Below are 22,668 nucleotides of genomic sequence, written 5' to 3'. Positions count from 1 at the left end.
CTCAGCCCGCCACCGTGCGGCGGCCCTCATCATGCTCCCCGCGCAGCAGCACGACCATCATCAGCGCCGCTGTCAGCGAAGCCACCGCGCCGAACAGGAACGGCGCGGCATAGCTGACGCTGGAGGCCAGCAGCCCGGCCACCGGCCCGGTCGCGCAGAGCGCCACATCGGTGAACATCGAATAAGCGCCAATCGCCGAGCCCCGGTTCTGCGCAGGCACCAGATCGACCACGATCAACCCCAGCGCCGGGAAGATCAGCGCGAAGCCGAAGCCCGCCGCGCCAGCGCCCGCCACGGCGGCCCAGCCATGTGGTACGCCCCAGATCAGAAACTGGCCCAGAGTCTCGATGGCGAAGAACACCAGCGAAACCTTCAGCCCGCCATGGCGTGCGATGCTGTTCACAAACAGCACGCGGGCCAGCACGAAGCAGATGCCGAAAAAGCTCAGCGCCACCCATGCCCCTCCCCAGCCATGCGAACTGTAATACAACGCAATAAAGGCCGAAATCACGCCAAAGCCGATCGCCCCCAGCGCCAGCGCCAGCCCATAGGGCATCACACGCATCAGCACGGCGCGGAAAGGGAGGCGTTCGGCGCGGATCACCGGGCTCGCCGCCTGCGGCCAGGCAAAGAGCAGCCCGACCAGACCGGTGACCAGCAGCGCCGCGCCCACGGCATTCATCTTGCCCAACGCATAGAGCCAGGTGCCCGCCGGAGCGCCCAGCGCGATGCCGCCGTAAGTGGCGATGCCATTCCAGGAGATCACCCGTGCGGTCTGCTCGGAACCGACGCGGCCGATGGCCCAGGCGATGGCTCCGGTGCCCAGCATGCTTTCGCCAAAGCCCAGCAAGATGCGACCAAGCAGCACAGCCGAAAGCGCCATGCTTGGCATGCCCAGCAGCAAGGACGCTCCCATGGTGGCCAGTCCGCTGGCAAGGCAGCAGGCGAAACCGACCAGGATCGAAACCTTGGGCCCGGAGGTATCGGCCATCGGCCCGACGATCCGGCGGCTGACGATGGTCGCGACATATTGCATCGAAATGGCGATGCCCGCGATCACCGCGCTATAACCCAGATCGCCATGCACCCATCCGGGCAGCACCGCCAGCGGCAAGCCTACAGCGAAATAGGCCAGCGCGGTGCAGGTGACGGTCAGCAAAATTTGCAACGAGGAACGGGACATGATGGGGCCTGATGGTACGGGAGTCGGGGGATCGGGGGAGCCCGTCGCATAAACCCCACGACTGGGCGGGGCAAATTTCCCGTGATGCAAAGGCAGAGTGGTAACATGCAAAAAATGCATTCGCGATAAGCGTGAGCCTGCCCCGGCATGCAGAAGCTGGAAGATGACGCATCAATTTCATGGTTTTGCCTGAGGGGAACAACACTCCACCCTGCAGGCCGCACCAAATTGTATCCGATTTTACACGCAGGATACAATGTTGAATTGAGACTGCATGTCCGCTTCCGCCGCTATTCAGAAGGACTCGCTTAGAAGAAAGTCACAAGGCACGCAGCGGCGATAAAGACGCGATGGATCTCGCGCTCGGCCTTTCGGAGAAAGATCGTGAACAGCATCCTGAAAAAGATTTCGCTCGGTTCCGCGCTGGCGCTCACCGCCTTGACGGGACTGACCGCCACGCCCGCCGCCGCCCAACCATGGCACGGTGGTTATGGATATCGCGGCGGTGGCGCCGGTGCGGCGGTGGCTGCCGGTGTGGTGGGTCTGGCCGTTGGCGCGGCTCTGGCCGATCAGGGCGGCGATTACGACTATGACGCCACGCCTGTCGGCTATGCGCCCTATGGCGGCCCGGCCAGCTGCTATGAAGCCTATCCCGGCTATGAGGGTTACTGCTACCCCTCCGCCGATTACTACCGGATGGGCTGGTCATGGCGCGACGGTTACTGGTGGAACCATGACGGCCAGCGCTTTGCCCATCCCTTCATCGGTCGCGGCGGCCCCGGCTTCGCCCCGCATGGCGGGTTCGCGGGCGGATATCATGGCGGCTTCGGCGGTGGTGGCTATGCCCCGCATGGTGGCGGCAACTTCGGCGGAGGCCATGGCGGTGGCTTTGGCGGCCACCACTAAGCTCTGAAACCTTTTGCAACCCGGCGGGGTCGGCCTCAGGTCGGCCCCGCTTCGTTATGCGCGCCTGCGCTGCGCATGTTTGAGGATCAGGCGAGGCGTTCCGGCACGCTGCGGGCCTCGGCCTCAATGGTGCTGGTCTGGCCGACGGCCTCCCACGGGAAGACGAACCAGCGCTTATCGGTCGCGCGGTCGATATCACGCGCCCAGAAATCGACCTGCACCTGCGAACTCGCATTGTTGATGCCCACCGCAAAGCGCCAGTTGTCGGCATTGCCGCCATGGTCGGTAAGGATGCGGCGGATGGTGGCGATGGTCCGCCCGCTATCATTGATGTCGTCCACAAAGAGCAGCTTCACACCCGAGGCGCTGCGCATGGCCACCTTGCGCAGCAGCTCCTCGGCGAAACCGGGCACCTTCGAGGAATGATCGACCGACAGCATCGGCGTGTTCAGCTGATGCGAGATGTAAACCGCCGGCACCAGGCCACCGCGCCCGATGCCCACCACAAAATCGGGCTGCCAGGGATCGGCGGCGACCTGCCCTGCTACCTTGCGCACATCGGCCAGAAATTCATCATAGGGCAGATGAAAAAGCTCCGGAGCGGGGCTGTCGGTCATGGCGGGGGTCCTGTGTTGCCAGTGAAGACGACGCGCTAGCCGCTGACGGCCTTCAGGGCAATCCGTGGAAGGGGTCCGTATGAGGTGATTCGGGCAATTTTGTCGATTTCGTGACAATCAATTTGTCGGAGGGCTGCTGCAATGCAACCGATAACAATATGCCTCGCCGCATCAGCGATTGTGCAACTGCGTAAAATTTTCGCAAATGCCATGAAAACAAGCCCCAGCGACGGCGAAATCCCCCTCACAAACCGAAAAACGTGCTGCAACCGCTCATTCCTTTCGCAGTTGCGCAAATAGACGTTTGTTTTTACAGGATATTGTTTCGCCTCCAACAAGATGGTATCAGTTCTTCAAGGCAGGGGGAGATTGAAGGTCTCGTTTTAAGATCCTTCAATTCTGCAAGAGGCCGTTGAGTTCGAGGGGCGCAGCGATGAACACTCAGTTGAAGCTTACACCATTTGATCGGTGGATTTCAGGAAGCGATCAGATCATCGCAAACAGAAAGACCGGTATTTGGAACGATGCGCCGGAAGAGCGCAATCAGATCGCCAGAGGAATTGTCTATTCTCTGCCGATCAGCGCCTTGCTGTGGTGCGCGCTGCTGGCGATGCTTCTGCTTCGCTGACAGACCGCTCACAGGGGCATCATATCCGCAGGTGGGGAGAGGCAGGCGGATATGGCCATGAGCAAGGTGCGGGGCAGGGCCGCAGGCGACCATCGCCGCCCCTGCCCGCCTTTCTTTTCAAGAATTTAGGCATGCACAGCCCGTCATTCTGGTGGCGGGCTTTTGTTGTGGGCAAAAGAAAAGAGACAATGCGAGGGGGTTACCCTCTCACGCTCGCGGGACGTCTTCCGGCGGAATGACAGGAAACGGGGTAAGGAAAGTGTTCGAGTGCGACCGCCTCCTGGGGCAATCGCCACGGCGATGTCCCGGTCGACCCGCGCCTTAAATCACCGCGCGGATGTTCGCGCCCGGCACCACACCGCCCGGTGCGGCCACCAGCGGATATTCATGCATCTTCATGATGTTGACCGCCAGCTCATCCATGGTGAAGCTGGTTTCAAGCGCCAGACCATGGCGCGGCTCCTGCCGCCAGCAGACCTTGGCATAGATCTGCGGGAAGCCGGGAATATCCACCTTCACCAACTGGCGCAGCAGCAAACGTTCGGGTGTTTCGATGCAGGCGCCCTGTTGCGAGATGTCGCGCAGCAGGATCGGCCAGCTCTTGCTGCCCGAATGGATCGTGGCGGGGCGTTCCAGCCGCAGGCGGATCTGGCGGCGCGGATAGGTCTCCCGCCGGTCCTCGATCAAAGCCTGAACGTCGATCTCGTCGAAGAAGCGGAAACCGGCGTGGTCATCCTTGAACCACATCATTTCCATCGGATAGCGCTCACCACTGCCGGTCTCGAGCGCGATATGCTCATAATTGGGCAGCGAATGGAAAATGCGGACCTTCACGCCCGTGCTGGAGGCATCGCGCAGCACGCAGAGATATTCGCGCCCGTCCAGCACCAGCTTGGCCGCCCGCACCAGCAGCGTATAGCGCGGCGCGCGGCGCAATTCCGCCCCCGACTGCGGCGCAGGCTGAGCTACAGCGCCCGCCGCCGCTTCCTGCATCGAGTTAGGATCCTGCGCCAATTCGTCACCTCACACAAACGCCCGGGGGAGCGCCTTCACTTCAGCCGCCGGTTCATACCTCCATGAGGGCGAGCCCCATGGCCGACGAATACGATCAAGCCATCACCATCACATCTCGAAAGGCCCCATCGCGAAACCCGCGAGTGATTGCCCCACCTGTCAATGTCTTGCCTTCTCAATCGCACAAGAATGGTAAATCAGTTATGAAATCACGATAAGATTCACGACATATTCATGCCGAAACATCAGCAAGGCAAGCCTGAAAACAGCCGGAACGGCCACAACAATAGATTGCCAGCCTAAAAGACGAAATATTTAAATAGGATAAATAATCCGCAACGCATTTCGGCCGCCCGCGATGAAGCGGACGGCCGATGCGATGGAAACAAATCCAAAGGGTTCGTTGGCAAACCCGGAGCGAGGCGGCCCTCGCCTCAGACCACCGCGCCGTGGCAATGCTTGTACTTTTGCCCCGAGCCGCAAGGGCACAGCGCATTACGGTTCAGACCCATATGCGCATAGGGATCGCCCTGAGGCTGCCCCGGCTCGCCAGCCGACAGCGACCCCGCCGCCACGCCCGCGCCAAAGCCGCTGGCCAGCAGCGCATCGGCCGAGAAGGGCGAACCGGCAGGCGCCGGGCTCACACCACCGAAGCCGTCGGCACCCAAATCATCCAGATTGGTCAGGAAATCGGGCAGCTGCGGCAGCTCGGGCGCGGCAGGCTGGCCGAACTGGATTTCGGCGGTGCACAGGATGCGCGTCACATCCTCGCGGATGGTATCGAGCATGCGCTCGAACAGGCCGAAGGCTTCCTGCTTGTATTCGTTGATCGGCGTCTTCTGGGCATAGGCACGCAGGAACACCACCTGACGCAGCGCGTCCAGCGTGGCCAGATGCTCCTTCCAGTAATGGTCGAGGCGCTCCAACAGCACGCTCTTTTCCACCTGCTGCCAGATGGCCGGATCGTTGGCGGCAACCTTGGCCGCCATCTTCTCATCGACCAGCGTCTGCACGCGCTCCTCAATGGTCTGGGGCTCGATGCCGTCCTCTTCCATCCATGCGTCCAGCGGCAACTCAAGGCCCAGCGTGGCGAAGGCCTGCTCGCGCAGCCCCTCAAAGTTCCACTGCTCGGGGTAAGAGCCATGCGGGCAAGCGGTGGCGACCAGCGCATTCACCGTCTCATGACGCATATCCAGCACCACATCGTCCAGCGCCTCGGCATCCATGATGTCGGCGCGCTGCTCGTAGATGACCTTGCGCTGGTCGTTCATCACATCGTCGTATTCCACGACCTGCTTGCGGATGTCGTAGTTGCGCGCCTCGACCTTCTTCTGCGCCTGCTCAATGGCCTTGGACAGCCACTTGGAGCCGATCGCCTCACCATCGGCCAGATTGCTGTTCATCATGCGCGAGAACATCGTGTCCGGCCCAAAGATGCGCAGCAGATCGTCCTCCAGGCAGAGGTAGAACTTCGAGAGCCCCGGGTCACCCTGACGGCCCGAACGGCCGCGCAGCTGGTTGTCGATGCGGCGACTTTCGTGGCGCTCGGTGCCGATCACGCAGAGGCCGCCGGCGGTCAGCACCTGCTCCTTCTCGGCATCGATCTCGGCCTTGATGGCGGCGATGCGCGCCTCGCGCTCCGGCCCCTCGGGCAGATCGCGCAGCTCGTCCTCAATGCGGAACTCAAGGTTGCCGCCCAGCTTGATGTCCGTACCGCGACCCGCCATGTTGGTGGCGATGGTCACCGCGCCAAGGCTGCCGGCCTGCGCCACGATATGGGCTTCCATTTCGTGGAAACGGGCGTTGAGCACATTGTGCTTCACCCCCTCGGCCTTGAGGAATTCGCTGAGCAGTTCCGACTTCTCGATCGAGACCGTGCCCACCAGCACCGGCTGGCCGATCTCGTTCTTCTCGCGGATCAGGCGGGCGATGGCGGCGAATTTGTCGTTCGTGTTCTTGTAGAACTCATCCTCCTCGTCGATGCGCTGCACCGGCACGTTGGTGGGGATGGTCACCACATTCATCTTGTAAATGTCGAAGAATTCGGGCGCTTCGGTGGCCGCCGTGCCGGTCATGCCGCACAGCTTGGGATACATGCGGAAATAGTTCTGGAAGGTGATCGAGGCCATGGTCTGGTTCTCCGGCTCGATGCGGACGCCTTCCTTCGCCTCCACCGCCTGATGCAGGCCGTTGGACCAGCGGCGCCCATCCATCATGCGGCCGGTGAACTCATCGATGATGATGACCTTGCCGTCCTTCACGATGTAGTCGATGTCGCGCTTGAACATCACATTGCCCTTCAGGGCCTGGTCGAGGTGATGGACGACCTGCGTGTTCTCGATGTCGTAGAGATTGCTGCCTTCCAGCAGACCGGCTTCCTCCAGCAGACGCTCGGCACGCTCGATGCCGTCCTCGGTGAAGGTGATGTTCTTGGTCTTTTCGTCGGCCTCGTAATCCTCGGGGTTGAGGTTCTTCACGATGGCATCGACGGCCAGATAGAGGTCGCTCTTGTCGTCGGTGGGGCCCGAGATGATGAGCGGTGTGCGCGCCTCGTCGATCAGGATCGAATCGACTTCATCGACGATGGCGTAGTTGAAGGCGCGGTGGACCATCTGATCACGCGAGTGCTTCATATTGTCGCGCAGATAGTCGAAGCCGAGTTCGTTGTTGGTGGCGTAGGTGATGTCGCAATTGTAGGCGGCGCGGCGCTCCATTTCGTCCAGATTGGGGACGATGGTGCCCACGGTCAGGCCCAGGAAGTTGTAAAGCACGCCCATGGTTTCAGCGTCGCGCTTGGCCAGATAGTCGTTCACGGTCACAACGTGGACGCCCTTGCCCTCCAGCGCGTTCAGATAAACAGCCAGCGTGGCAACCAGCGTCTTGCCCTCACCGGTGCGCATTTCGGCGATCTCGCCACGGTGCAGCACCATGCCGCCGATCATCTGCACATCGAAATGGCGCATGCCCATGCAGCGGGTCGAGGCCTCGCGCACGGTGGCGAAGGCTTCGGGCAGGATATCGTCAAGCGTCTTGCCCTCGGCCAGCATGGCGCGGAAGCGGTCGGTCTGGCCGCGCAATTCCTCGTCCGACAGCTGCTGCACGGCGCCTTCGAAGGCCGCGATCTTCTGCACCGTCTTGTCGAGCGACTTCACATAACGGTCGTTGGACGAGCCGAAGAGAGACTTGGCAAGGGCCTGAAACATGCAATTTTTCCTGAAATGAAAGGTCGGTCATGGCCGCGGCGGCGTGGATGTTCACGCGCGCGTCTGCGGCATAAATGCTTGAGAAAGGGAAAAGGCGCCGCGTCTTACTCGCGGGCGCGCTCAATCCCAACCAGCACCGGGGCCACCATGGGCGCGGGGGCTGGCGTAAAGAGGCGCGCGGCCACAAGGGCCGGCTGCGCGGGGCGCGTCATGGCGCGGCCATGGGCCACCACATGGTCCGAAACGCGCGCGGCGCCCGGCGTGATGTAACGCCCGGATGCCACCACCGCGCGCGGCTCCATCGCCTGGGCAAGCGTCGGCGCGCCAGAGGCGGCCAGCCCGGACATCAAAGCCAGAAAGGTGAGCAGCATGCGGATCATGTTGGGACCGTGATATAGGCAGGCCGATTGCGCGCGTCCAGACCTGCTTGCCCGGATTAGTTCTTCGTCACGGTCCATGCCATATGCGATGCATAGGCGGCCCTCACCGGCCTGCTCGCCGCATCGCGTGCCGGGGTGAAGATGGCCCGGCGCGACAGATAGGAGCAGGTGGCCGCATCCAGCTCATCCGATCCACTCGACGCGGTGACGGTGCAACCCTCCACCCGGCCATCGGCAGCGATCACCAGCCGGTAGCCGACCGTGCCCCCCTCACCCTTGCGCAGCGCCTGCGATGGATAGTCCTCGGGCGTGATCCACTGGCCCTTGTTGAGCGGGACAGGCGGGCTCGCCGGGGTGGGAAGCGGGCTCGTCATGGCCGCTGCCGGGGCAATGCTGCGGCAGGAAGCAGGCCCAGGCGCCTGCCCGTCCGGCACAGGGCAAGGTCTGCCTCGCGGCGGCACCCTCACCGGCAAAGGCGGGCGCGCCACGCCGAGAAGAATCCAGTTGACCCAGCTGACATAGATTCCGGCCACCGGCCTCCCCTGCCCGTCGAGCGCGGGCGTAAAGGCCGCCCTTTCCCACAGCAGGCCACACGCCACATGATCCAGCGTGGGCGATCCGCTGGAAGCCGCAACCACACAATCACTCACCTCACCCCGGCTGTTCACCGAGAGGACAAAGCCGGTGGAACCCTGCTCATGCTTCATCAGGGCAACGGCCGGATAATCGCTGGCCCTGATCCAGCCTGCCTGACGCACCACCGGCACCGGCCCATGCGGCAGGGTTGAGGGCGGCATAACCAGAGGAACAGTGACCAAGGCGGGGGTCACGCCCGCCGTGACTGGTGATGCCGCGCGAGGCACCGGCTCCGAACGGTCCGCCCGCATGGCACGCTCCGCCGGAACAGCCAAAGGCATCGCCTGCGCCATCATCATCAACCAAAGCATCGCCCGGTCTCCTATCCCGTGGTCAGATTACAAGAGCTTGATCCTGCCCGCAACCAGCCCATCCGCCCTTGACCTGTCACACCGCTGCGCTACCCCGCTGCGCATGAGTCACGCCATCTCTCCGCTCGCCTCGCCCTTCCCTGCCCTGCCCGCGATTGCCGGGGCAACACCGCGCGTCGCCCGCGCGCAGTACAAGGCCTGGGACCGCTGCGACCTCACCTATGTCGAACTGGCGGAAGGCACATCCGTGGCGGGCGTGTTCACCCGCAACATCTGCTGCTCCTCCGAAGTCGAGCTGGGTCGGCAGAACGTGGCGCAAGGGTCCGCCCGCGCGCTGATCGTCAATGCCGGCAATTCCAATGCCTTCACCGGCTATCGCGGGCGCGAGGCGGTCGAGCAGATCATGGATCAGGTCGCCGCGCATCTGGGCTGCGCGAAAGAGGAAGTTTTCGTCTCCTCCACCGGCGTGATCGGCGTGCCCCTGCCCAAGGACAAGGCGCAGGCAGGCGTGGCCGCCGCCCTGACGGCCGCGCCTTGCTCGTGGGAAGATGCCGCCAACACCATCGGCACCACCGACACCTTTGCCAAGGGCGCCACCGCCAGCGCCATCGTGGGCGGCAAGACGGTGAACTTCAGCGCCATCATCAAGGGCAGCGGCATGATCGCGCCCGATATGGCCACCATGCTGGGCTATATCTTCACCGACGCCGCGATTCACCCGGCCTTCCTGCAAAAGCTGCTGAGCCAGGCCGCCGACGAAACCTTCAACTGCATCACAGTGGATTCCGACACCTCGACCAGCGACACGGTGATGGCCTTCGCCACCGGCAAGGCGGGCAACGACCTCATCGAGGATGAAAACACCCAAGGCGCCGATGCCTTCGCCGCCGCGCTGAAGGACATCTGCCGCCAGCTTTCCCATCTGGTGGTGAAGGATGGCGAGGGCGCGCAGAAGTTCATCGCCGTCACCGTCAGCGGCGCCGTTAGCGATGTCAGCGCCCGCAAGGTGGGCCTCGCCATTGCCAACTCACCGCTGGTGAAGACCGCCATCGCCGGGCAGGACGCCAATTGGGGCCGCATCGTCATGGCCGTGGGCAAGGCGGGCGAACCCGCCGACCGCGACAAGCTTTCCATCGGCTTCGGCGGCATCTGGGCCGCCAAGGACGGCCAGCCGCTGGCCGATTACGACGAAGCCCCCGTCGCCGAGCATCTGCGCGGCACGGACATCGACATCACCGTCGATCTTGGCCTGGGCGAAGGCACGGCCACCGTGTGGACCTGCGACCTGACGCATGGCTACATCTCGATCAACGCCGATTACCGGAGCTGACGCGCCATGTTCACCATCTGGGGGCGCCTCAACTCGCATAATGTGAAGAAAGTGGTCTGGGCCACTGTCGAGGCGGGCCTTGAATGGGAACGCCACGATATAGGTGGCCAGTTCGGCTACACGCCCGAGTATCTGGCGATGAACCCCAACCGTCTGGTCCCCACCATACAGGATGGCGATTTCACCCTTTGGGAATCGAACGCCATCCTGCGCTACATCGCCGACCAGCACGCCCGCCACCTGTGGAGCGGCGATACGCAAACCCGCGCCAAAGCGGACCGCTGGATGGACTGGCAGTTCCAGTTCGCCGATGCCCAGCGCGAGGCCTTCCTCCAGATGGTCCGCGTGCCCGAAGGTGAGCGCGACAAGGCCAAGGTTGAAAAAGGCGCGCAGGCCACCAGCGCGATGATGGCCATTCTGGAAGAGACCCTGGCCTCTCAGGAATGGCTTTCCGGCAAGGACTTCGGCATCGCCGACATTCCCATGGGCACCTACACCCACACCTGGCTCACGCTGGGGCTCGACCGCATCGAGACCCCACACGTCCGCGCCTGGTACGAAAAGCTGAAGCTGCGCCCCGGCTTTAAATACGTCACAATTCCGCTTACCTGAAAGCCGCCATGACCAAGCCCATCAACGATCCGCTGACCGAAGCCGTCTACACCGTGATGGCCGATGCCGCAGAGCGCGCCATCCGCCCGCGCTACCAGCATCTGGCCGCCAGCGAGATCGTGGAAAAGGCCCATGACGACCTCGTCACCATCGCCGACAAGGAAAGCGAGGCGATCCTGTCCGAAGGCCTCGCCAAGATCCTGCCCGAAGCCGCCATTGTGGGCGAGGAAGCCGCCCACGCCGACCCCGCCATCATGGCCCGCCTTGGCGAGGAGCTGTGCTGGATCATCGACCCTCTGGATGGCACCAACAATTTCGCCCATGGTCGCCCGCCCTTCGGCATCCTGATCGCGCTGGCCCAGGGCGGCGAGACCATCGGCGGCTGGATCTACGATGTGCTCTCGGGCCGCTTCTGCCACGCCCGCCGCGGCGAAGGCGCCTTTCTCAACGGCGAGCGCTTGATGGCCAAGCCCACCGGCACGGTGCCTCCGGTCGCGGCCCTCTCGCTGATCTTCGCCGACCCGGACCGCCGCGCCGCGATCCAAACGCATATCGCGCCGCATTACACCGTGGTCGATGTGCCCCGCTGCGCTGCCGAGCAATACCCGCGTTTGGCTCTGGGCGTGAACGATGTCTCGCTGTTCGAGCGCACGCTGGCCTGGGATCATGCCGCCGGGGTGCTGTTCCTCAACGAGGCCGGTGGCAAGGCGGCGCGCTTCGATGGCTCGCCCTATCGTGTCGATGATGATCGCAAGGGGCTGATCGGGGCTGCCTCTCCCGCCTTGTGGGAAGAACTGGCTGGCAGGATTGCAGGGATTTAAGAAAAGAGAAAATGCGAGGGCCATCGCCCTCGCGCTCCCTTTAATGTCTACCTTGCGCCATGGGTTCGGCCAAAGGCCTAACCTCGCCGCAGGCTGGAAACGCCCGGCACCACTCTATCGATTTGGGATTGGTTGCCTGCGGCGCTTTGCACTGCGCAGGTGGAGAGCCGGGAGCGCCACGATGCGGTGCCCCTGCCCTATCGTCGGAAGACGTTATGAGAGCGCGAGGGGGTAACCCCCTCGCACTTCACTTTCTTCCGAACTTAAAGAACGCTCTCGATCCAGCCCTTGAGCTGGCCCTTGGGCGCCGCGCCCAGCTTCTGGGCGACGGGCTTGCCGTCCTTGAACAGCACCAGATAGGGGATCGACTGCACGCCGAACTGGCTGGCGGTGTCGGTGTTGGCCATGATGTCCACCTTGGCGATGGTGATCTGGTCGGCGAGTTCCTCGCTGATCTCTTCCAGCGCGGGCGCAATCATCTTGCAGGGGCCGCACCAGTCGGCCCAGAAATCCACGAGCACGGGCTTGTCGGCGCCCAGCACGTCGGTGGAGAAGGACGAATCGCTGACGGTAATCGTGGCCATAATCAAAACTCCAAATGCGTTGGCATGTATCTAGGAAGCATGCCCGGTTTGACAAGCGTTCAGGCGGTGAAGCTTTGCTGCCTGTGACCCAAGGCAATTTTGTGCTGAACGATCACCTCGTGGGGGATAGCAATCAGGCGCGCGGCTTCGGTGTAGAGCAAGGCTGCCTCCACGCGGCGGCCCGGAAAGCTGCTTTCCAGCGCGGCGACATAGGCCGCCATCTGGCGCAACGAGGCAACGGGCACATCCTCCAGCCCCATGGGAGGTCGCCGCGCGGTCTTGTAATCCACCAGCCTGATGCTGTCGGGCGCGATCACCAGCCGGTCGATCACACCCGCCACGGCCTGAGGCCCGGCGGCGGTGGAGATCAGCGCGGCAATGGGCACCTCGGCCAGCGCCTCCTGAGCGAACAGATCAGCCCAGCGCGGATCATTCACCACCGCCAGCGCGGCTTTGGCCAGATTGTCGCGCGTCAAATCATCCAGATCGCCGGCCTGACGCTGCAGCCAGCGCGCCGCCACATCCGCGCGGACCTCAGGCGCCACATCCGGCAAGCGTTCCAGTAGCGCATGGATCAGCGTACCCCGCCTTGCCGCCTGAGCCCGCCCGGCGCCCGGCGGGAATGGAGGATCGACCGCGCCTTCCTCGCCCAGCGCGGAAGGCGCCAGCGGACGCGGCGGCGTCGGTTCATCGGGCGCGGTGCGTGAGGCCCAGCCGGGCAGCGCCTCGCCCATATCGAAACTGCGGGTTTCAGCCTGCCAAACCGGACTGGGCGGCATGCCACCATGGCTGGCGCTGGCGCCCCAGATGGTATCGTCCTGCCAGGCGTCTGCAGGGAACAGTTCGGCAAGGCGCGCATACCAGCTGGCGGGCGCTGGCACCTTGTCACGCTTGCCCAGCGCGCCACCGATAAACAGCGCTTCCTCGGCGCGGGTCATGGCGACGTAGAGCAGACGCCAATGTTCCTCGCCCTCGGCCTTGGCGGCGACTTCGGCGGCTTGCGCCAGACGGCCCAGCCGCTCCTCGCGCGACAAAGGCGGCATGGGCACGCGGCGCGGTTCATCGCTGCCGATCAGGCTCATCGGATCGGTCAGGGATAGAGCGCCGCCGCGCCCCGCCTCGGGATTGCCGGTGGCGTCGGCCAGGATCACGATGGGCGCCTGCAGCCCCTTCGAGCCATGCACCGTCATCACGCGGACAAGGCCATCGGCGCGGCCCGCCTCGCGCTTCAGCTCACCATCGCCCGCCTCGAACCAGTTAAGGAAGCCCACAAGGCTAGGCGTGGAACTGGCGGCATAGGCATGGGCGGCATTGATGAGTTCATCGATGGGATCATTGGCCTCATGCCCCAGCCGGGCGACCAGCCGCTTGCGCCCCTGCCACGGGCCCACCAGCATCCAGTGCAACACCGCCTGCACCGGGCGGATTTCCGCCTTGCCCAGCAGTTCCAGCAAGTGCGCCAGCACAGCACGCGGCTCGGCATCGGTGGCGGCGCGCAGATGGTCCCACAGATGGACGCCCTTGGCGCGGTAGCCATGGGCCAGCAGCTGCTCCTGCGACCAGCCGACCAGCGGCGACACCAGCAGATTGGCCAGATTGAGATCGTCGAGCGGCTGGGCGGCAAAGCGCAGCGCCGCCACCAGATCCTTCACCGCCAAGGGAGCGCCCAGACGCAGGCGGTCCACGCCCGCCACCGGCACGCCCGCCGCATGCAGCCGCGCCACGATCAGCGCCGCCAGAGCGCCGCGCTTGCGCACCAGCACCATCACGTCTCCGGCATGGGCGCGGCGCGGTTCCTTGCCCTTCACCAGCGGAAAGCCGCCCGGAGAATCCAGCCAGTCCTTGACCTGACGGGCAATCCGCTCGGCCATCTCGCGCTCGGGACGGGAGAGCCAGCCTTCGCCGCCCTCATCCTCTTCGCCCTCTACATCGTCTTCGCTGGTCTGGCCGACCGGGCGCCACAGCGTCACCAGGCCAGGCCGGGCCTGTCCCTTGTGCTTTTCCGGCGCACTGCCCAAGCCAAAGGCGGCATGGCCGACATGCTCGATCGCGCGGTCGACAAAATCCAGCACGGCGCCGGCGGTGCGGAAGGATTGCTCCAGCCCCAGTTCGGTCAGGCGGGATGGTTCGGGGCCATCACGCAAAGCTTCGGCATTGTCCGCCGCGCCCAGCATACGGCGCTTCACCCGACCCCGCGCTTCCTCGAAGTTTTCCGGGCTGGTGCCCTGAAAGCCGAAGATCGCCTGCTTGTAATCGCCCACCACGAACAGCGTGCGCGCCTTGTCGGGCTTGGCGCCTTCTCCCGCGAAGAATTCTTCGGTCAGCGCGTCGATGATGCGCCATTGCGCGGCATTGGTGTCCTGCGCCTCATCGACCAGCAGATGGTCGAAACGGCGGTCCATCTTATAGCGGATCCAGTCGGCCATATCGGCGCGGGCCAGCAGAGCCGCCGCGCTGCGGATCTGGTCATCGAAATCGATCAGGCCCTCGCGGGCCTTGGCACCGTCCCAGGCCAGGGCATAAGCGCGGCCCAGAGCCAGCGCCGGGGTGAGCCATTCGGCCAGGGCGACCAGCGCGGCGGCCTCTCGCACCCTGGCGATGCCTTCGCCCACGCGCAGCACATGGGCGGGGTAATCGGGGTCGATCTTGTCGAGGCTGGCGCTGGCGCGCGGTTCGCCCTTCTGGGTGAAAAACACACCCCACAGATCGTCGATCCGCACGGCGCGGCCTGCTTCATCAGCGGTCAACCAGTCGCCGATGGTGTTGGCGTTTTTCTCGCCGGTCTTGCCCTTCCATTGCTGGTTGGCGATCATCGCGGCGCGCAAAGATCGCACATCGAAGGCATCGTCGGCGCATAACGCCGCCACCAGCGCGTCATCTGCGTCGGCGGGCAGACCCAGCAGTTGCCGCACGCGCGCATCCAGAGGCGGCATCCATGCCCCCGGCCCGATCCACAGATCGCGCGCCCGAGCGCAATCCATCAGCCAGCGCAGCGCCGCATCCCCGCCCATCCGCAGCGACAAATCGGACAAGGCGACGGACAAGGCCTCATCCCCGCCATTCTCCGCATCGAGCAGCAGATCGGCCAGCACCTGACGGCTGAGCAGCACCGTCTCCTGCTCCTCCATGGGCCGCGTGCCGGGGGTGAGGCCCGCCTCTTGCGGGAAAGCCGCCAGCAGCCATTGCGAGAAGGCGTGGATCGTATCGATGCGCAAGCCCCCGCCGGGGCAATCGAGCACGGCGGCAAACAGCGTGCGCGCCCGGCCCTGCGTTTCCGGGCCAATGTCGGCGCCGATGGCCTGCAGTTCCAGCGCCAGCCTTGCGGGCTCGGCCCTCACCCAGCGCGCCAGCGTTTCATTGATGCGCGCGGCCATTTCGGTGGCGCCCGCCTTGGTAAAGGTGAGGCACAGGATCTGCTCTGGCCGCACATCGCTTTCCAGCAGCAGGCGCAGCACGCGCGCCGAGAGCACCTGGGTCTTGCCCGTGCCCGCGCTGGCCGAAAGCCACACCGTCTGCGCCGGATTGACCGCCAGCGCCTGATTGCCGAACAGCGGGTGGATGGCAGGTTCGCTCATGCGTTCGGCTCCTCATCGCCCAGCAGGCCGAGCCATTCATCCAGACGCATCAGCTGGTCGTAATCATTGTAGCCGGCGATATCGGGATTGAGCCGCGCGGTGAAAGGCTCGCTGCCCAGCAGCCAGCGGGCGATGGCCTCACGCAAAAACTCTTCTGTTTTGGGCAAAAATTCCTCGCGCGGGATGCCGCTGCGCTTGGGCTTTTCCAGAATAGGCTCATCGCGCCAGCCGAAACCGGGCTCGCCCTTTCTGCGGCGCGTCATCGACCAATATTCGAAGCGCGTGGCCTCGCCCTCCGCACCCGCAAAACCGCCATCCCCGGCGATCATGCCGATCAGCCCCAATTGCAGCGCAAAGCCCGCCTGCACCTGCTTGCCGCTGGGCGGCGCGCCGGTCTTGTAATCCACCACCGCCAGAGAACCATCGGGGTTGCGGTCGATGCGGTCGGCGCGGCCATGGATGCGGATGCCATCGACCTTCATCTCGCCCTTGATCTCGGTGGCGATCACGCGGCGGCCTTCCGCCACCAGCGCGGTCACCTCGCTGTCGATCCATTCCAGCGCGGCGACCAGACGCGGGCGCCACAGGCTGCGCTCCAGCGGATGAGCCTGCATCGAATCCAGCACCACGCCCGCTGTGGCCGCCAGCGTACCCGGCACAGCTCCAGCCTTGTGCCAGGCATCCAGAATGTCATGCACCGCCGTGCCGCGCCACGCCGGGCTGGGCTGGGCATCGAGCGCGTCGATCGAGCGCAGCCCCAGAATGGCCTGCGCATAGAACTGGTAAGGATCTGCGCGCAGCCGGTCGAGCGCCGTCACCGCAATATCGACCAGCCGCTGCTCACGCGAAGGCATGGGTTGGGGGCGCGGATGCGGCGGCACCTTGCGGCCCACATCCAGCCCCCCGGCCCAGGCAGGAATGCGCGTTTCGCGGTGATCCTTGGCCAGCTTCTCGCCCAGCATGGCCATCACGCGCAGCACAAAGCGGCTGGGGATCACCGGAGCGCCCTCGTCACGCCGCGCCCAGCTCAGCACCACCTCGGGCGCGCCGAGGCAGGCCGCAAGGTCATGCGCGGCAAGGCCGATGCGGAAATCGGCGCCCGGCACGCCAAGCTGGCGCAAAACGGCGGGCGGCAGCAGTGGGTCGGGCTTGGGCGAGCCGGGCCAGACGCCCTCGGTCAGGCCGCCGCAGATCACCAGATCGGCGCGGCCCATGCGGGCTTCCAGCAGGCCGTAGATCGCCACGCGGGGGTGGCCGCCCCATGCCGGGCGGACGGATATGCGGTCCATCGCATCGCGCAGCACGGCGGGTAGATCGCGCGGCGGAATTGGCAGATCCGTACCATCGCTGGCGTTGCGCAGCCCTTCCACGAAAGAGGCCAGAGCGCGTCCATCCGCCTCGCCCCACAGGCCTTGGCCGCACAGGGCCTCGCCGCAGGTGACCAGCGCATCGAGCAGGGTGGAGAGCGGCAGGGCCTCGGCCCGCGCAGCCTCCATCAGGGGCCAGAGCATGGCAGCGGCCTCGCCCCACCAAGCGTTCAGGCCCGGCTTGCGGCGGGGTGAGGCCTTGTTCTCGATCACGCCCGCAATGGGTTCCAGCCCGGCATCGGGGCGCGGCCCACGCAGCAGCAGATCGAGCGCACGCACGCTTTCCAGCCAGCGTGGGCGCGTTTCGCCGGCTTTCACCAGCGGATGGCCCAACAACGCGATAAGCGGCACGGGCGTCGCCTGCTCGCCCGCCACTTCGGCCAGCAGCAGCAGGAAGCGGCCCGCCAGCGTCTGCGACAGCGGCTGACCACCCGAATCGTCCGCGCCAATGCCCCAGCGCGCCAGATGCGCTACCACGCGCCCGGCCAGAGCGCGGTCCGGCGTCACCAGAGCCACGCGCTTTTCGGGGATTTCCAAAGCCTCGCGCATCAGGAGGGCGATGGCCTGGGCTTCCTCGCCGGGGTGGCCGCTTTCCATCAGGCGGACATTGGCAAGGCGACGCTGCTTCTCGGGCAGATCGACCCAGCGCGCCGAAGCCTGAGGTGGCAGAAACAGGTTGGAGATCGCCCGCGCCCGCTCTGGCGGCGCCGAAGCCGGGCCAGAGCGCTGCCACAACTGCACCTCGCCCCGCGCCACCCCCATGCGGTTGAGCAGCAGTTTGAGGTGATATTGCGGATGGGTGGCAGCGTCCGAGCGCCCGAAAGGCGGCCCTCCGGGTTCCTCCGGATGGCCCGCCTGCCCCAACTCATCCCACACCGCATCGTCGAGCGTCAGATCGAGGTCAGGCAACACCACGCCGCCTTCGGGCAATTCGCTCACCACCCGCAGCAGATCGGCCAGAGCGGGCGAGGCGCTGGTCACGCCCGCCGCCAGAATGGGATTTTTGGGCGGAGAAGCCTTCCACGCCTGCGCCGCATGGGCAAACAGCAGATTGCGCCGCGTGGGCGGATCGACGCGGCCTTGCGCCTGTAGCTCGGCGCGCCAGTGGGCCATCAGCTTGAGGAAGCCTCGCGTGCTGTCCTGCCAATGCGCGGCCTGCTCGCCGACAAGCCCCACAATCTCATCCGAAAGCAGTGTTTCGGGCGCGATGCCCTCCACCGCTAGACGATCCATCGTCTGCCCGGCCTCCCAGGCGCGGCGCAGCAGGGCGGCGCCCTTGGGAGCCTCATCGCCCTCGATGGTGCGGATCAAAGCCGCCAGACGCAGCCAGCGCGCGGTGGGATCGGCGGCGGGCGGCACATCGGGGCCGTCCAGCGGATCGAGCAAGGCGCCCAGGGCCTCATCCAGATCGAGGTCGCCCAGCACCACCATGCGCGGCAGCAGCAGGCCGCCCAAGGCATCCTGCTCACCCAGCGCGCGCACGAAGGCTTCCGTGACAGAGCGGATCGCGCGCTGGCTGGGCAGCAGCAGCGTCAGCCGCGCCAGACCCAGCGGATCGCCGCTGTAACGCGGCAGCAGCCCCGCCACCAGAGCATCGGCAAAACCGCGATGGGCAGGAATGGACCAGAGGTTGGGCTTGCCGACCACCGCCATCACATGCGGGTCAGCAGGGCCTCGGCCGGGGCGATATGGGCCGGTTCGCCCACCTCGATCCATTCGCCGGTATGGACGTGGCCGAAGAGACGGCCCTCGGCGATGGCGCGGTTCCACAGCACATTGGTGGAAAAACCGCCCTCGGGCGCGTCGCGCAGCAGGCGATGCGAGACCAGTTGGATGCCCGAATAGATATAGGGCGCCACGCGGCCATGGGTGCGGCGGCTGACGCGGCCCAGCGCATCGAGATGGAAATCGCCAATGCCCTGATAATTATGGGCAACCGGATGGCGCACCACCAGCACCAGCGCGTCCATCTTATCCGCATCCCAGACATTGCTGAGTTCGGCAAAGGCATTGATCGGCCCGTCGAGCCAGATGTTGTCGCTGTTGAGGGCGAAGAAGGGATCGGGCAGCAGGCCCGCCTTCATCGCCTTCACCATGCCGCCGCCGGTTTCCAGCAGGCCGCCGCGTTCATCCGACATGCTCACCACCGGCATCTTGCGGTGCGAGAGATGGGCTTCCAGCTGGTCGGCCAGATAATGGGCGTTGACGACGGCTTTGGTGATCCCGGCATCGGCCAACCGATCAAGCGCATGGTCGATCAGCGGTTTGCCCAGAACCTTGACCATCGGCTTGGGGCGGGTGGCGGTCAGCGGGCGCATGCGCTTGCCGATGCCGGCGGCCAGCACCATGGCGGTGTCACTGGCGAGAAGAGGCTTGTTCATGCGCCGAGGCTCCCGCCGCCTGCGTTGCGCAGGTCTGCGGGGATGTTGGCGTCGAACCATGCGGCCACGGGGGCCAGCGCGGGGTGCTTGAGATCACGCTCCAGCCAGGCCCAGATGCGCGGGATCAGCGAGAGGTAGCGCGGCTTGCCGTCGCGCTGCCACAGGCGCACGAAAATGCCCACGATCTTGGCGTTGCGCTGCGCTCCCAGCACGGCGTAATCGGCCAGAAACGGCTCGCGCTCATGGCCGGTGAGAGCCAGATAATGGTCGAGGGTGGCAGCTTCCGTCTCCAGCGAGACGTCGCGGCGTGCGTCCTGCAGCAGGCTGACCAGATCATAGGCCGGATGGCCCGCCAGCGCGTCCTGAAAATCGAGCAGGCCCTGCGCAGTCAACCCGCCTTCGAGCAGCATGATGTTCTCGGCATGATAATCGCGCAGCACGGTGATGCCTTCTCCCTGCAGTTCGATCAGCGGGGCCAGCACGTCTTCCCATGCGGCAACATAGCCGGACACATCGACCGTCAGCTTAGCGGCGGGCGCATACCATTCGGTCAGCAGGCCCACTTCGCGCAGATAGACCGCCATATCATAGGGCGGGAACGGCCCGGCAGGCAGACGGCCCAGCGCCACCAGCGGCGCCATCGCCGCCTGATAGATCGCGGTTTCGTCGCCGGGATGAATGTCCAGCCAGTCGCGCATGCGGTGATCGCCGAAATCCTCCAGCAGCACCCAGCCCTTTTGCGCGTCCTCGGCGAGGATATGGGGGGCGCGCAGGCCGTTGTTTTCCAGCCAGTGGGCCACGGCCAGGAAGGGCGCCGGATCCTCATGCGGGGGCGGCGCATGCATCAGCATGGCGCGCTGCCCGGCCAAATTAAGGCGGAAATAGCGGCGGAACGAGGCATCGCCCGGCAAGGGCGAGACATGCGCGCCGCCCCAACCGGCAGCGGCGATAAAGGGTTCCAGACCATCGGGCAGAATCGTGCTCATGCCCAGCGCCTTAGCCAATCGGTGCCGGGGCGAACAAGGGCCCTGCGCGTGCCATCCCCAACCTCCAGATCAATCGAGAGGCAGGCGGGTTCATGCGCGAAGCCACCGGCATGATCGGGCCATTCGGCGATCAGCGCGGCATTGTAGCGATAATCGTCGAGGCCGATCTCCTCGGCCTCGGCGGGACCGTTGAGGCGGTAGAAATCGGCATGGACCACCGGCAGGCGCGTGGCGGGCGGATCATAGGTTTCCACGATGGTGAAAGTGGGTGACGGCACCTCGCCCTCATGGCCTAGAGCGGCAAGGATCGCGCGGGCCAGCGTGGTTTTTCCAGCGCCGAGACCGCCGGTGAGGGCAACCACATCGCCGGGTTCCAGCAGGGCGGCGATGCGTTGGCCGAGCGCTTCGGTGGCTTGCGTATCGGGCAGGTCGATGGTGGTCATGGCCCCAGTCATACCTGCGCCTCCATCGGCAGGTCGACCAAGGCGATGGTGCCCTTGCCCGGCTGGCTGGTGAGTTCCAGCGTGCCACCATGCGCCTCGATCAGCTGGCGGGCCAACGGCAGGCCGAGGCCCTGACGGCGCTCGATGGCTGTACCATCGGGCCCCATGCGCAGGCCGCCCAGCGCGCGGGCGAGGCTAGCGGCGTCCATGCCCGCGCCATCGTCGCTGATGGCGATGCGCAGCACCTCATGGCCGCCGACGCGGTGGCGGGCGAGATCGATCAGAATCTGGCCGCCGCCCGGCTTCCCATGCGTTGCGGCAATGGCATTGTCCACCAGATGGCCCAGCGCGCGGCCCAGACGGCGCGGATCGGCAGGAATGCGCCCTGCCCCGCTGTTGCCGCGCAGGTTCAGCGCAATATGGCCTTCCTCGATGCGTGCCTCACGCTCCTTCACCAGAGCAGTGAGGAAGGGCAGAATATCAACGCTTTCGCGCGCCAGCGGCAGCATGCCCGCCTCGCTTTGCGAGAGGTCCAGCACGGTTTCGATCTGGCCCGACAGGCGGGTGACCGAGGTGAGGATGGCCTCGACATACTCGCGCCCGCTGTCCGAGAGATCGCCGCCGAGGCCCATCTGCAGCATCTCGGCAAATCCGCCGATGGACGTCAAAGGCGTGCGGAATTCATAGCTCATATTGGCGAGGAAGCGGGTTTTCAGGTGATCGGCCTCGACCAGCGCGGCGTTGCGTTCGCGCAGCGCATCCTCGGCCTTTTGCGAATCGGTGATGTCGAGAGCGATCAGCAGGCCATTGCCATCGGGCAGCGGCATGCCGGCATATTCCAGCGTGCGCCCATCGAGCAGCGCCACCCGCCCGCCGGTCTCGCGCCGTTCCAGCGTGGCGGCGCGCACGCAATCGCCCAGAGCGCGCGCCTGCCCCGGCTGCGTCAGCATCGCGCCGACATGGTCGAGCAACACCGAAATATGCGGATGGTCATCGAGGAAATCGCCCTCCAGCCCCCAGGCGGCGGCGAAGCGGCGGTTCCAGATCTGCATCCGGCCATCTGGGGCAAAGACGGCCACGGCCTCGAACAGGCTGTCGAAGGTGGCGGTGCGGGTGCGCAGCAGCGTGTCGCGCATGGCCGAGATGCGCAGCGTTTCGGTGCGATCCTCGGCGATCAGCAGCAGGCCGCCATCGGGCATGGGCTGGGCGGCGATGCGCAGATGGGTGCCATCCGAAAGCGGCCACGCCTCATCCTGAGCAGCGTTCTGGGCGAACCAGCCGACATGGTCGCGGCGCCACGCGGGATAGTCACGCGCTTCGGGCACGCGGCCCATGTCGCGGGCGACATCGAGCCAGCGCTCGAAGCCCAGACCGCCCTGCATATCGGCGCTGTGCAAGCCGAACAGGCGCTGGAAGGGCTGGTTGGCAAAGACCAGCTGGCGCACCGAATCGAACTGCGCCACGCCGGAGGACAGCAGATCGAGCAGCGAGCGCTGCGCCTCGCGGAAGGCGCGCAGGGTGCGGCTCAGCTCCTCCATATCCTCGATGTCGATGGCGTATCCGGCCACGCCCTCCCCACCCAGCGGCAGGTCGGAAACGCGCAGGGTCCGGCGCTGACCGTTGATGGTGGAGGCCACCACCCGCTCGATAGGCTGGCCCTGCGCCGAAGCCTGCGCCGCCACATCGGCGGG

At 65.4% G+C, this 22,668-nt stretch carries 18 protein-coding genes; 5 read left to right on the top strand and 13 right to left on the bottom strand.

What is annotated here, in order from left to right:
- Window position 1 precedes the first annotated feature (1 nt).
- On the bottom strand, window positions 2-1,183 hold the full coding sequence (locus SR3_RS06295) for an MFS transporter (protein ID WP_068082427.1): 1,182 nt from the start codon (window positions 1,181-1,183) through the stop codon (window positions 2-4).
- Window positions 1,184-1,567: 384 nt separating this feature from the next.
- Here SR3_RS06295 and SR3_RS32370 point away from each other — a divergent pair, with 384 nt between their 5' ends.
- Window positions 1,568-2,089 (top strand): hypothetical protein, encoded by a 522-nt coding sequence (locus SR3_RS32370; protein WP_068082424.1) that lies wholly within the window; start codon window positions 1,568-1,570, stop codon window positions 2,087-2,089.
- An 86-nt stretch (window positions 2,090-2,175) separates the two neighbouring features.
- On the opposite strand, the gene SR3_RS06285 is transcribed toward SR3_RS32370, so the two are convergent.
- Window positions 2,176-2,706 (bottom strand): phosphoribosyltransferase, encoded by a 531-nt coding sequence (locus SR3_RS06285; protein WP_068082421.1) that lies wholly within the window; start codon window positions 2,704-2,706, stop codon window positions 2,176-2,178.
- 433 nt (window positions 2,707-3,139) lie between these two features.
- On the opposite strand from SR3_RS06285, the gene SR3_RS06280 reads away from it, so the two are divergent.
- The gene (locus SR3_RS06280) at window positions 3,140-3,334 is read left to right on the top strand and encodes a hypothetical protein (RefSeq protein ID WP_068082418.1); all 195 of its coding nucleotides are present in this window, start codon (window positions 3,140-3,142) and stop codon (window positions 3,332-3,334) included.
- Between the two features lie 321 nt (window positions 3,335-3,655).
- On the opposite strand, the gene SR3_RS06275 is transcribed toward SR3_RS06280, so the two are convergent.
- The 4 genes from SR3_RS06275 to SR3_RS06260 all read right to left on the bottom strand — a co-directional run bounded on the left by SR3_RS06275 (window position 3,656) and on the right by SR3_RS06260 (window position 8,878).
- Entirely contained in the window at window positions 3,656-4,348 is a 693-nt protein-coding gene (locus SR3_RS06275) for a PilZ domain-containing protein (protein ID WP_157098666.1), read from the bottom strand.
- 434 nt (window positions 4,349-4,782) lie between these two features.
- Complete coding sequence (gene secA / locus SR3_RS06270; protein ID WP_068082410.1) at window positions 4,783-7,551, bottom strand: preprotein translocase subunit SecA; 2,769 nt, start codon at window positions 7,549-7,551, stop codon at window positions 4,783-4,785.
- A gap of 104 nt (window positions 7,552-7,655) precedes the next feature.
- Window positions 7,656-7,931 carry a hypothetical protein gene (locus SR3_RS06265; protein WP_157098665.1) on the bottom strand — a complete coding sequence of 92 codons (276 nt, stop codon included), beginning with the start codon at window positions 7,929-7,931 and terminating at the stop codon, window positions 7,656-7,658.
- A 56-nt stretch (window positions 7,932-7,987) separates the two neighbouring features.
- Window positions 7,988-8,878 carry an energy transducer TonB gene (locus SR3_RS06260; protein ID WP_084455047.1) on the bottom strand — a complete coding sequence of 297 codons (891 nt, stop codon included), beginning with the start codon at window positions 8,876-8,878 and terminating at the stop codon, window positions 7,988-7,990.
- Between the two features lie 103 nt (window positions 8,879-8,981).
- On the opposite strand from SR3_RS06260, the gene argJ reads away from it, so the two are divergent.
- From argJ to SR3_RS06245, 3 genes are read left to right on the top strand one after another with little or no spacing between them, the layout of a single operon-like run.
- Window positions 8,982-10,208, top strand: a complete 1,227-nt coding sequence (argJ, locus tag SR3_RS06255; RefSeq protein ID WP_068082474.1) for a bifunctional glutamate N-acetyltransferase/amino-acid acetyltransferase ArgJ — start codon at window positions 8,982-8,984, stop codon at window positions 10,206-10,208.
- Between the two features lie 6 nt (window positions 10,209-10,214).
- Window positions 10,215-10,820 (top strand): glutathione S-transferase family protein, encoded by a 606-nt coding sequence (locus SR3_RS06250; protein WP_068082399.1) that lies wholly within the window; start codon window positions 10,215-10,217, stop codon window positions 10,818-10,820.
- An 8-nt stretch (window positions 10,821-10,828) separates the two neighbouring features.
- Entirely contained in the window at window positions 10,829-11,641 is an 813-nt protein-coding gene (locus SR3_RS06245) for an inositol monophosphatase family protein (protein WP_068082396.1), read from the top strand.
- 263 nt (window positions 11,642-11,904) lie between these two features.
- Here the strand turns inward: SR3_RS06245 and trxA are convergent, their stop codons facing one another.
- The 7 genes from trxA to SR3_RS06210 form a co-directional block, all read right to left on the bottom strand.
- Entirely contained in the window at window positions 11,905-12,225 is a 321-nt protein-coding gene (trxA, locus tag SR3_RS06240) for a thioredoxin (RefSeq protein WP_068082393.1), read from the bottom strand.
- A 59-nt stretch (window positions 12,226-12,284) separates the two neighbouring features.
- Window positions 12,285-15,800, bottom strand: coding sequence for a double-strand break repair helicase AddA (gene addA / locus SR3_RS06235; protein WP_068082390.1), 3,516 nt, complete (start codon window positions 15,798-15,800; stop codon window positions 12,285-12,287).
- On the bottom strand, window positions 15,797-18,820 hold the full coding sequence (gene addB / locus SR3_RS06230; protein ID WP_068082388.1) for a double-strand break repair protein AddB: 3,024 nt from the start codon (window positions 18,818-18,820) through the stop codon (window positions 15,797-15,799). The genes addA and addB overlap by 4 nt, the downstream gene beginning before the upstream one ends.
- Window positions 18,820-19,548 carry a nucleotidyltransferase family protein gene (locus SR3_RS06225; RefSeq protein WP_068082386.1) on the bottom strand — a complete coding sequence of 243 codons (729 nt, stop codon included), beginning with the start codon at window positions 19,546-19,548 and terminating at the stop codon, window positions 18,820-18,822. Before SR3_RS06225 ends, addB begins: the two co-directional genes overlap by 1 nt.
- Window positions 19,545-20,534: an aminoglycoside phosphotransferase family protein gene (locus tag SR3_RS06220; protein ID WP_068082383.1), complete on the bottom strand. Its 990-nt coding sequence runs from the start codon at window positions 20,532-20,534 to the stop codon at window positions 19,545-19,547. Before SR3_RS06220 ends, SR3_RS06225 begins: the two co-directional genes overlap by 4 nt.
- Entirely contained in the window at window positions 20,531-20,977 is a 447-nt protein-coding gene (gene tsaE / locus SR3_RS06215) for a tRNA (adenosine(37)-N6)-threonylcarbamoyltransferase complex ATPase subunit type 1 TsaE (RefSeq protein WP_068082378.1), read from the bottom strand. The genes SR3_RS06220 and tsaE overlap by 4 nt, the downstream gene beginning before the upstream one ends.
- A gap of 8 nt (window positions 20,978-20,985) precedes the next feature.
- Window positions 20,986-22,668 (bottom strand): sensor histidine kinase (locus SR3_RS06210; protein WP_068082377.1); only part of this gene is annotated, 1,683 nt, incomplete at its 5' end.

This window comes from Novosphingobium rosa NBRC 15208, assembly GCF_001598555.1.
GTDB classification, from domain to species: domain Bacteria; phylum Pseudomonadota; class Alphaproteobacteria; order Sphingomonadales; family Sphingomonadaceae; genus Novosphingobium; species Novosphingobium rosa.
This window is presented reverse-complemented; position numbering and strand designations above follow the sequence as displayed.

What these genes read in the sequence shown, in the direction of transcription:
- SR3_RS06265 (WP_157098665.1), bottom strand. Translation starts at nt 7,931, where the DNA reads ATGATCCGCATGCTGCTCACCTTTCTGGCTTTGATGTCCGGGCTGGCC.
- addB (WP_068082388.1), bottom strand. Translation starts at nt 18,820, where the DNA reads ATGGCGGTGGTCGGCAAGCCCAACCTCTGGTCCATTCCTGCCCATCGC.
- SR3_RS06260 (WP_084455047.1), bottom strand. Translation starts at nt 8,878, where the DNA reads ATGCTTTGGTTGATGATGATGGCGCAGGCGATGCCTTTGGCTGTTCCG.
- argJ (WP_068082474.1), top strand. Translation starts at nt 8,982, where the DNA reads ATGAGTCACGCCATCTCTCCGCTCGCCTCGCCCTTCCCTGCCCTGCCC.
- SR3_RS06250 (WP_068082399.1), top strand. Translation starts at nt 10,215, where the DNA reads ATGTTCACCATCTGGGGGCGCCTCAACTCGCATAATGTGAAGAAAGTG.
- SR3_RS06225 (WP_068082386.1), bottom strand. Translation starts at nt 19,548, where the DNA reads ATGAACAAGCCTCTTCTCGCCAGTGACACCGCCATGGTGCTGGCCGCC.
- trxA (WP_068082393.1), bottom strand. Translation starts at nt 12,225, where the DNA reads ATGGCCACGATTACCGTCAGCGATTCGTCCTTCTCCACCGACGTGCTG.
- SR3_RS06220 (WP_068082383.1), bottom strand. Translation starts at nt 20,534, where the DNA reads ATGAGCACGATTCTGCCCGATGGTCTGGAACCCTTTATCGCCGCTGCC.
- secA (WP_068082410.1), bottom strand. Translation starts at nt 7,551, where the DNA reads ATGTTTCAGGCCCTTGCCAAGTCTCTCTTCGGCTCGTCCAACGACCGT.
- SR3_RS06280 (WP_068082418.1), top strand. Translation starts at nt 3,140, where the DNA reads ATGAACACTCAGTTGAAGCTTACACCATTTGATCGGTGGATTTCAGGA.
- SR3_RS06295 (WP_068082427.1), bottom strand. Translation starts at nt 1,183, where the DNA reads ATGTCCCGTTCCTCGTTGCAAATTTTGCTGACCGTCACCTGCACCGCG.
- SR3_RS06285 (WP_068082421.1), bottom strand. Translation starts at nt 2,706, where the DNA reads ATGACCGACAGCCCCGCTCCGGAGCTTTTTCATCTGCCCTATGATGAA.
- SR3_RS06245 (WP_068082396.1), top strand. Translation starts at nt 10,829, where the DNA reads ATGACCAAGCCCATCAACGATCCGCTGACCGAAGCCGTCTACACCGTG.
- tsaE (WP_068082378.1), bottom strand. Translation starts at nt 20,977, where the DNA reads ATGACCACCATCGACCTGCCCGATACGCAAGCCACCGAAGCGCTCGGC.
- addA (WP_068082390.1), bottom strand. Translation starts at nt 15,800, where the DNA reads ATGAGCGAACCTGCCATCCACCCGCTGTTCGGCAATCAGGCGCTGGCG.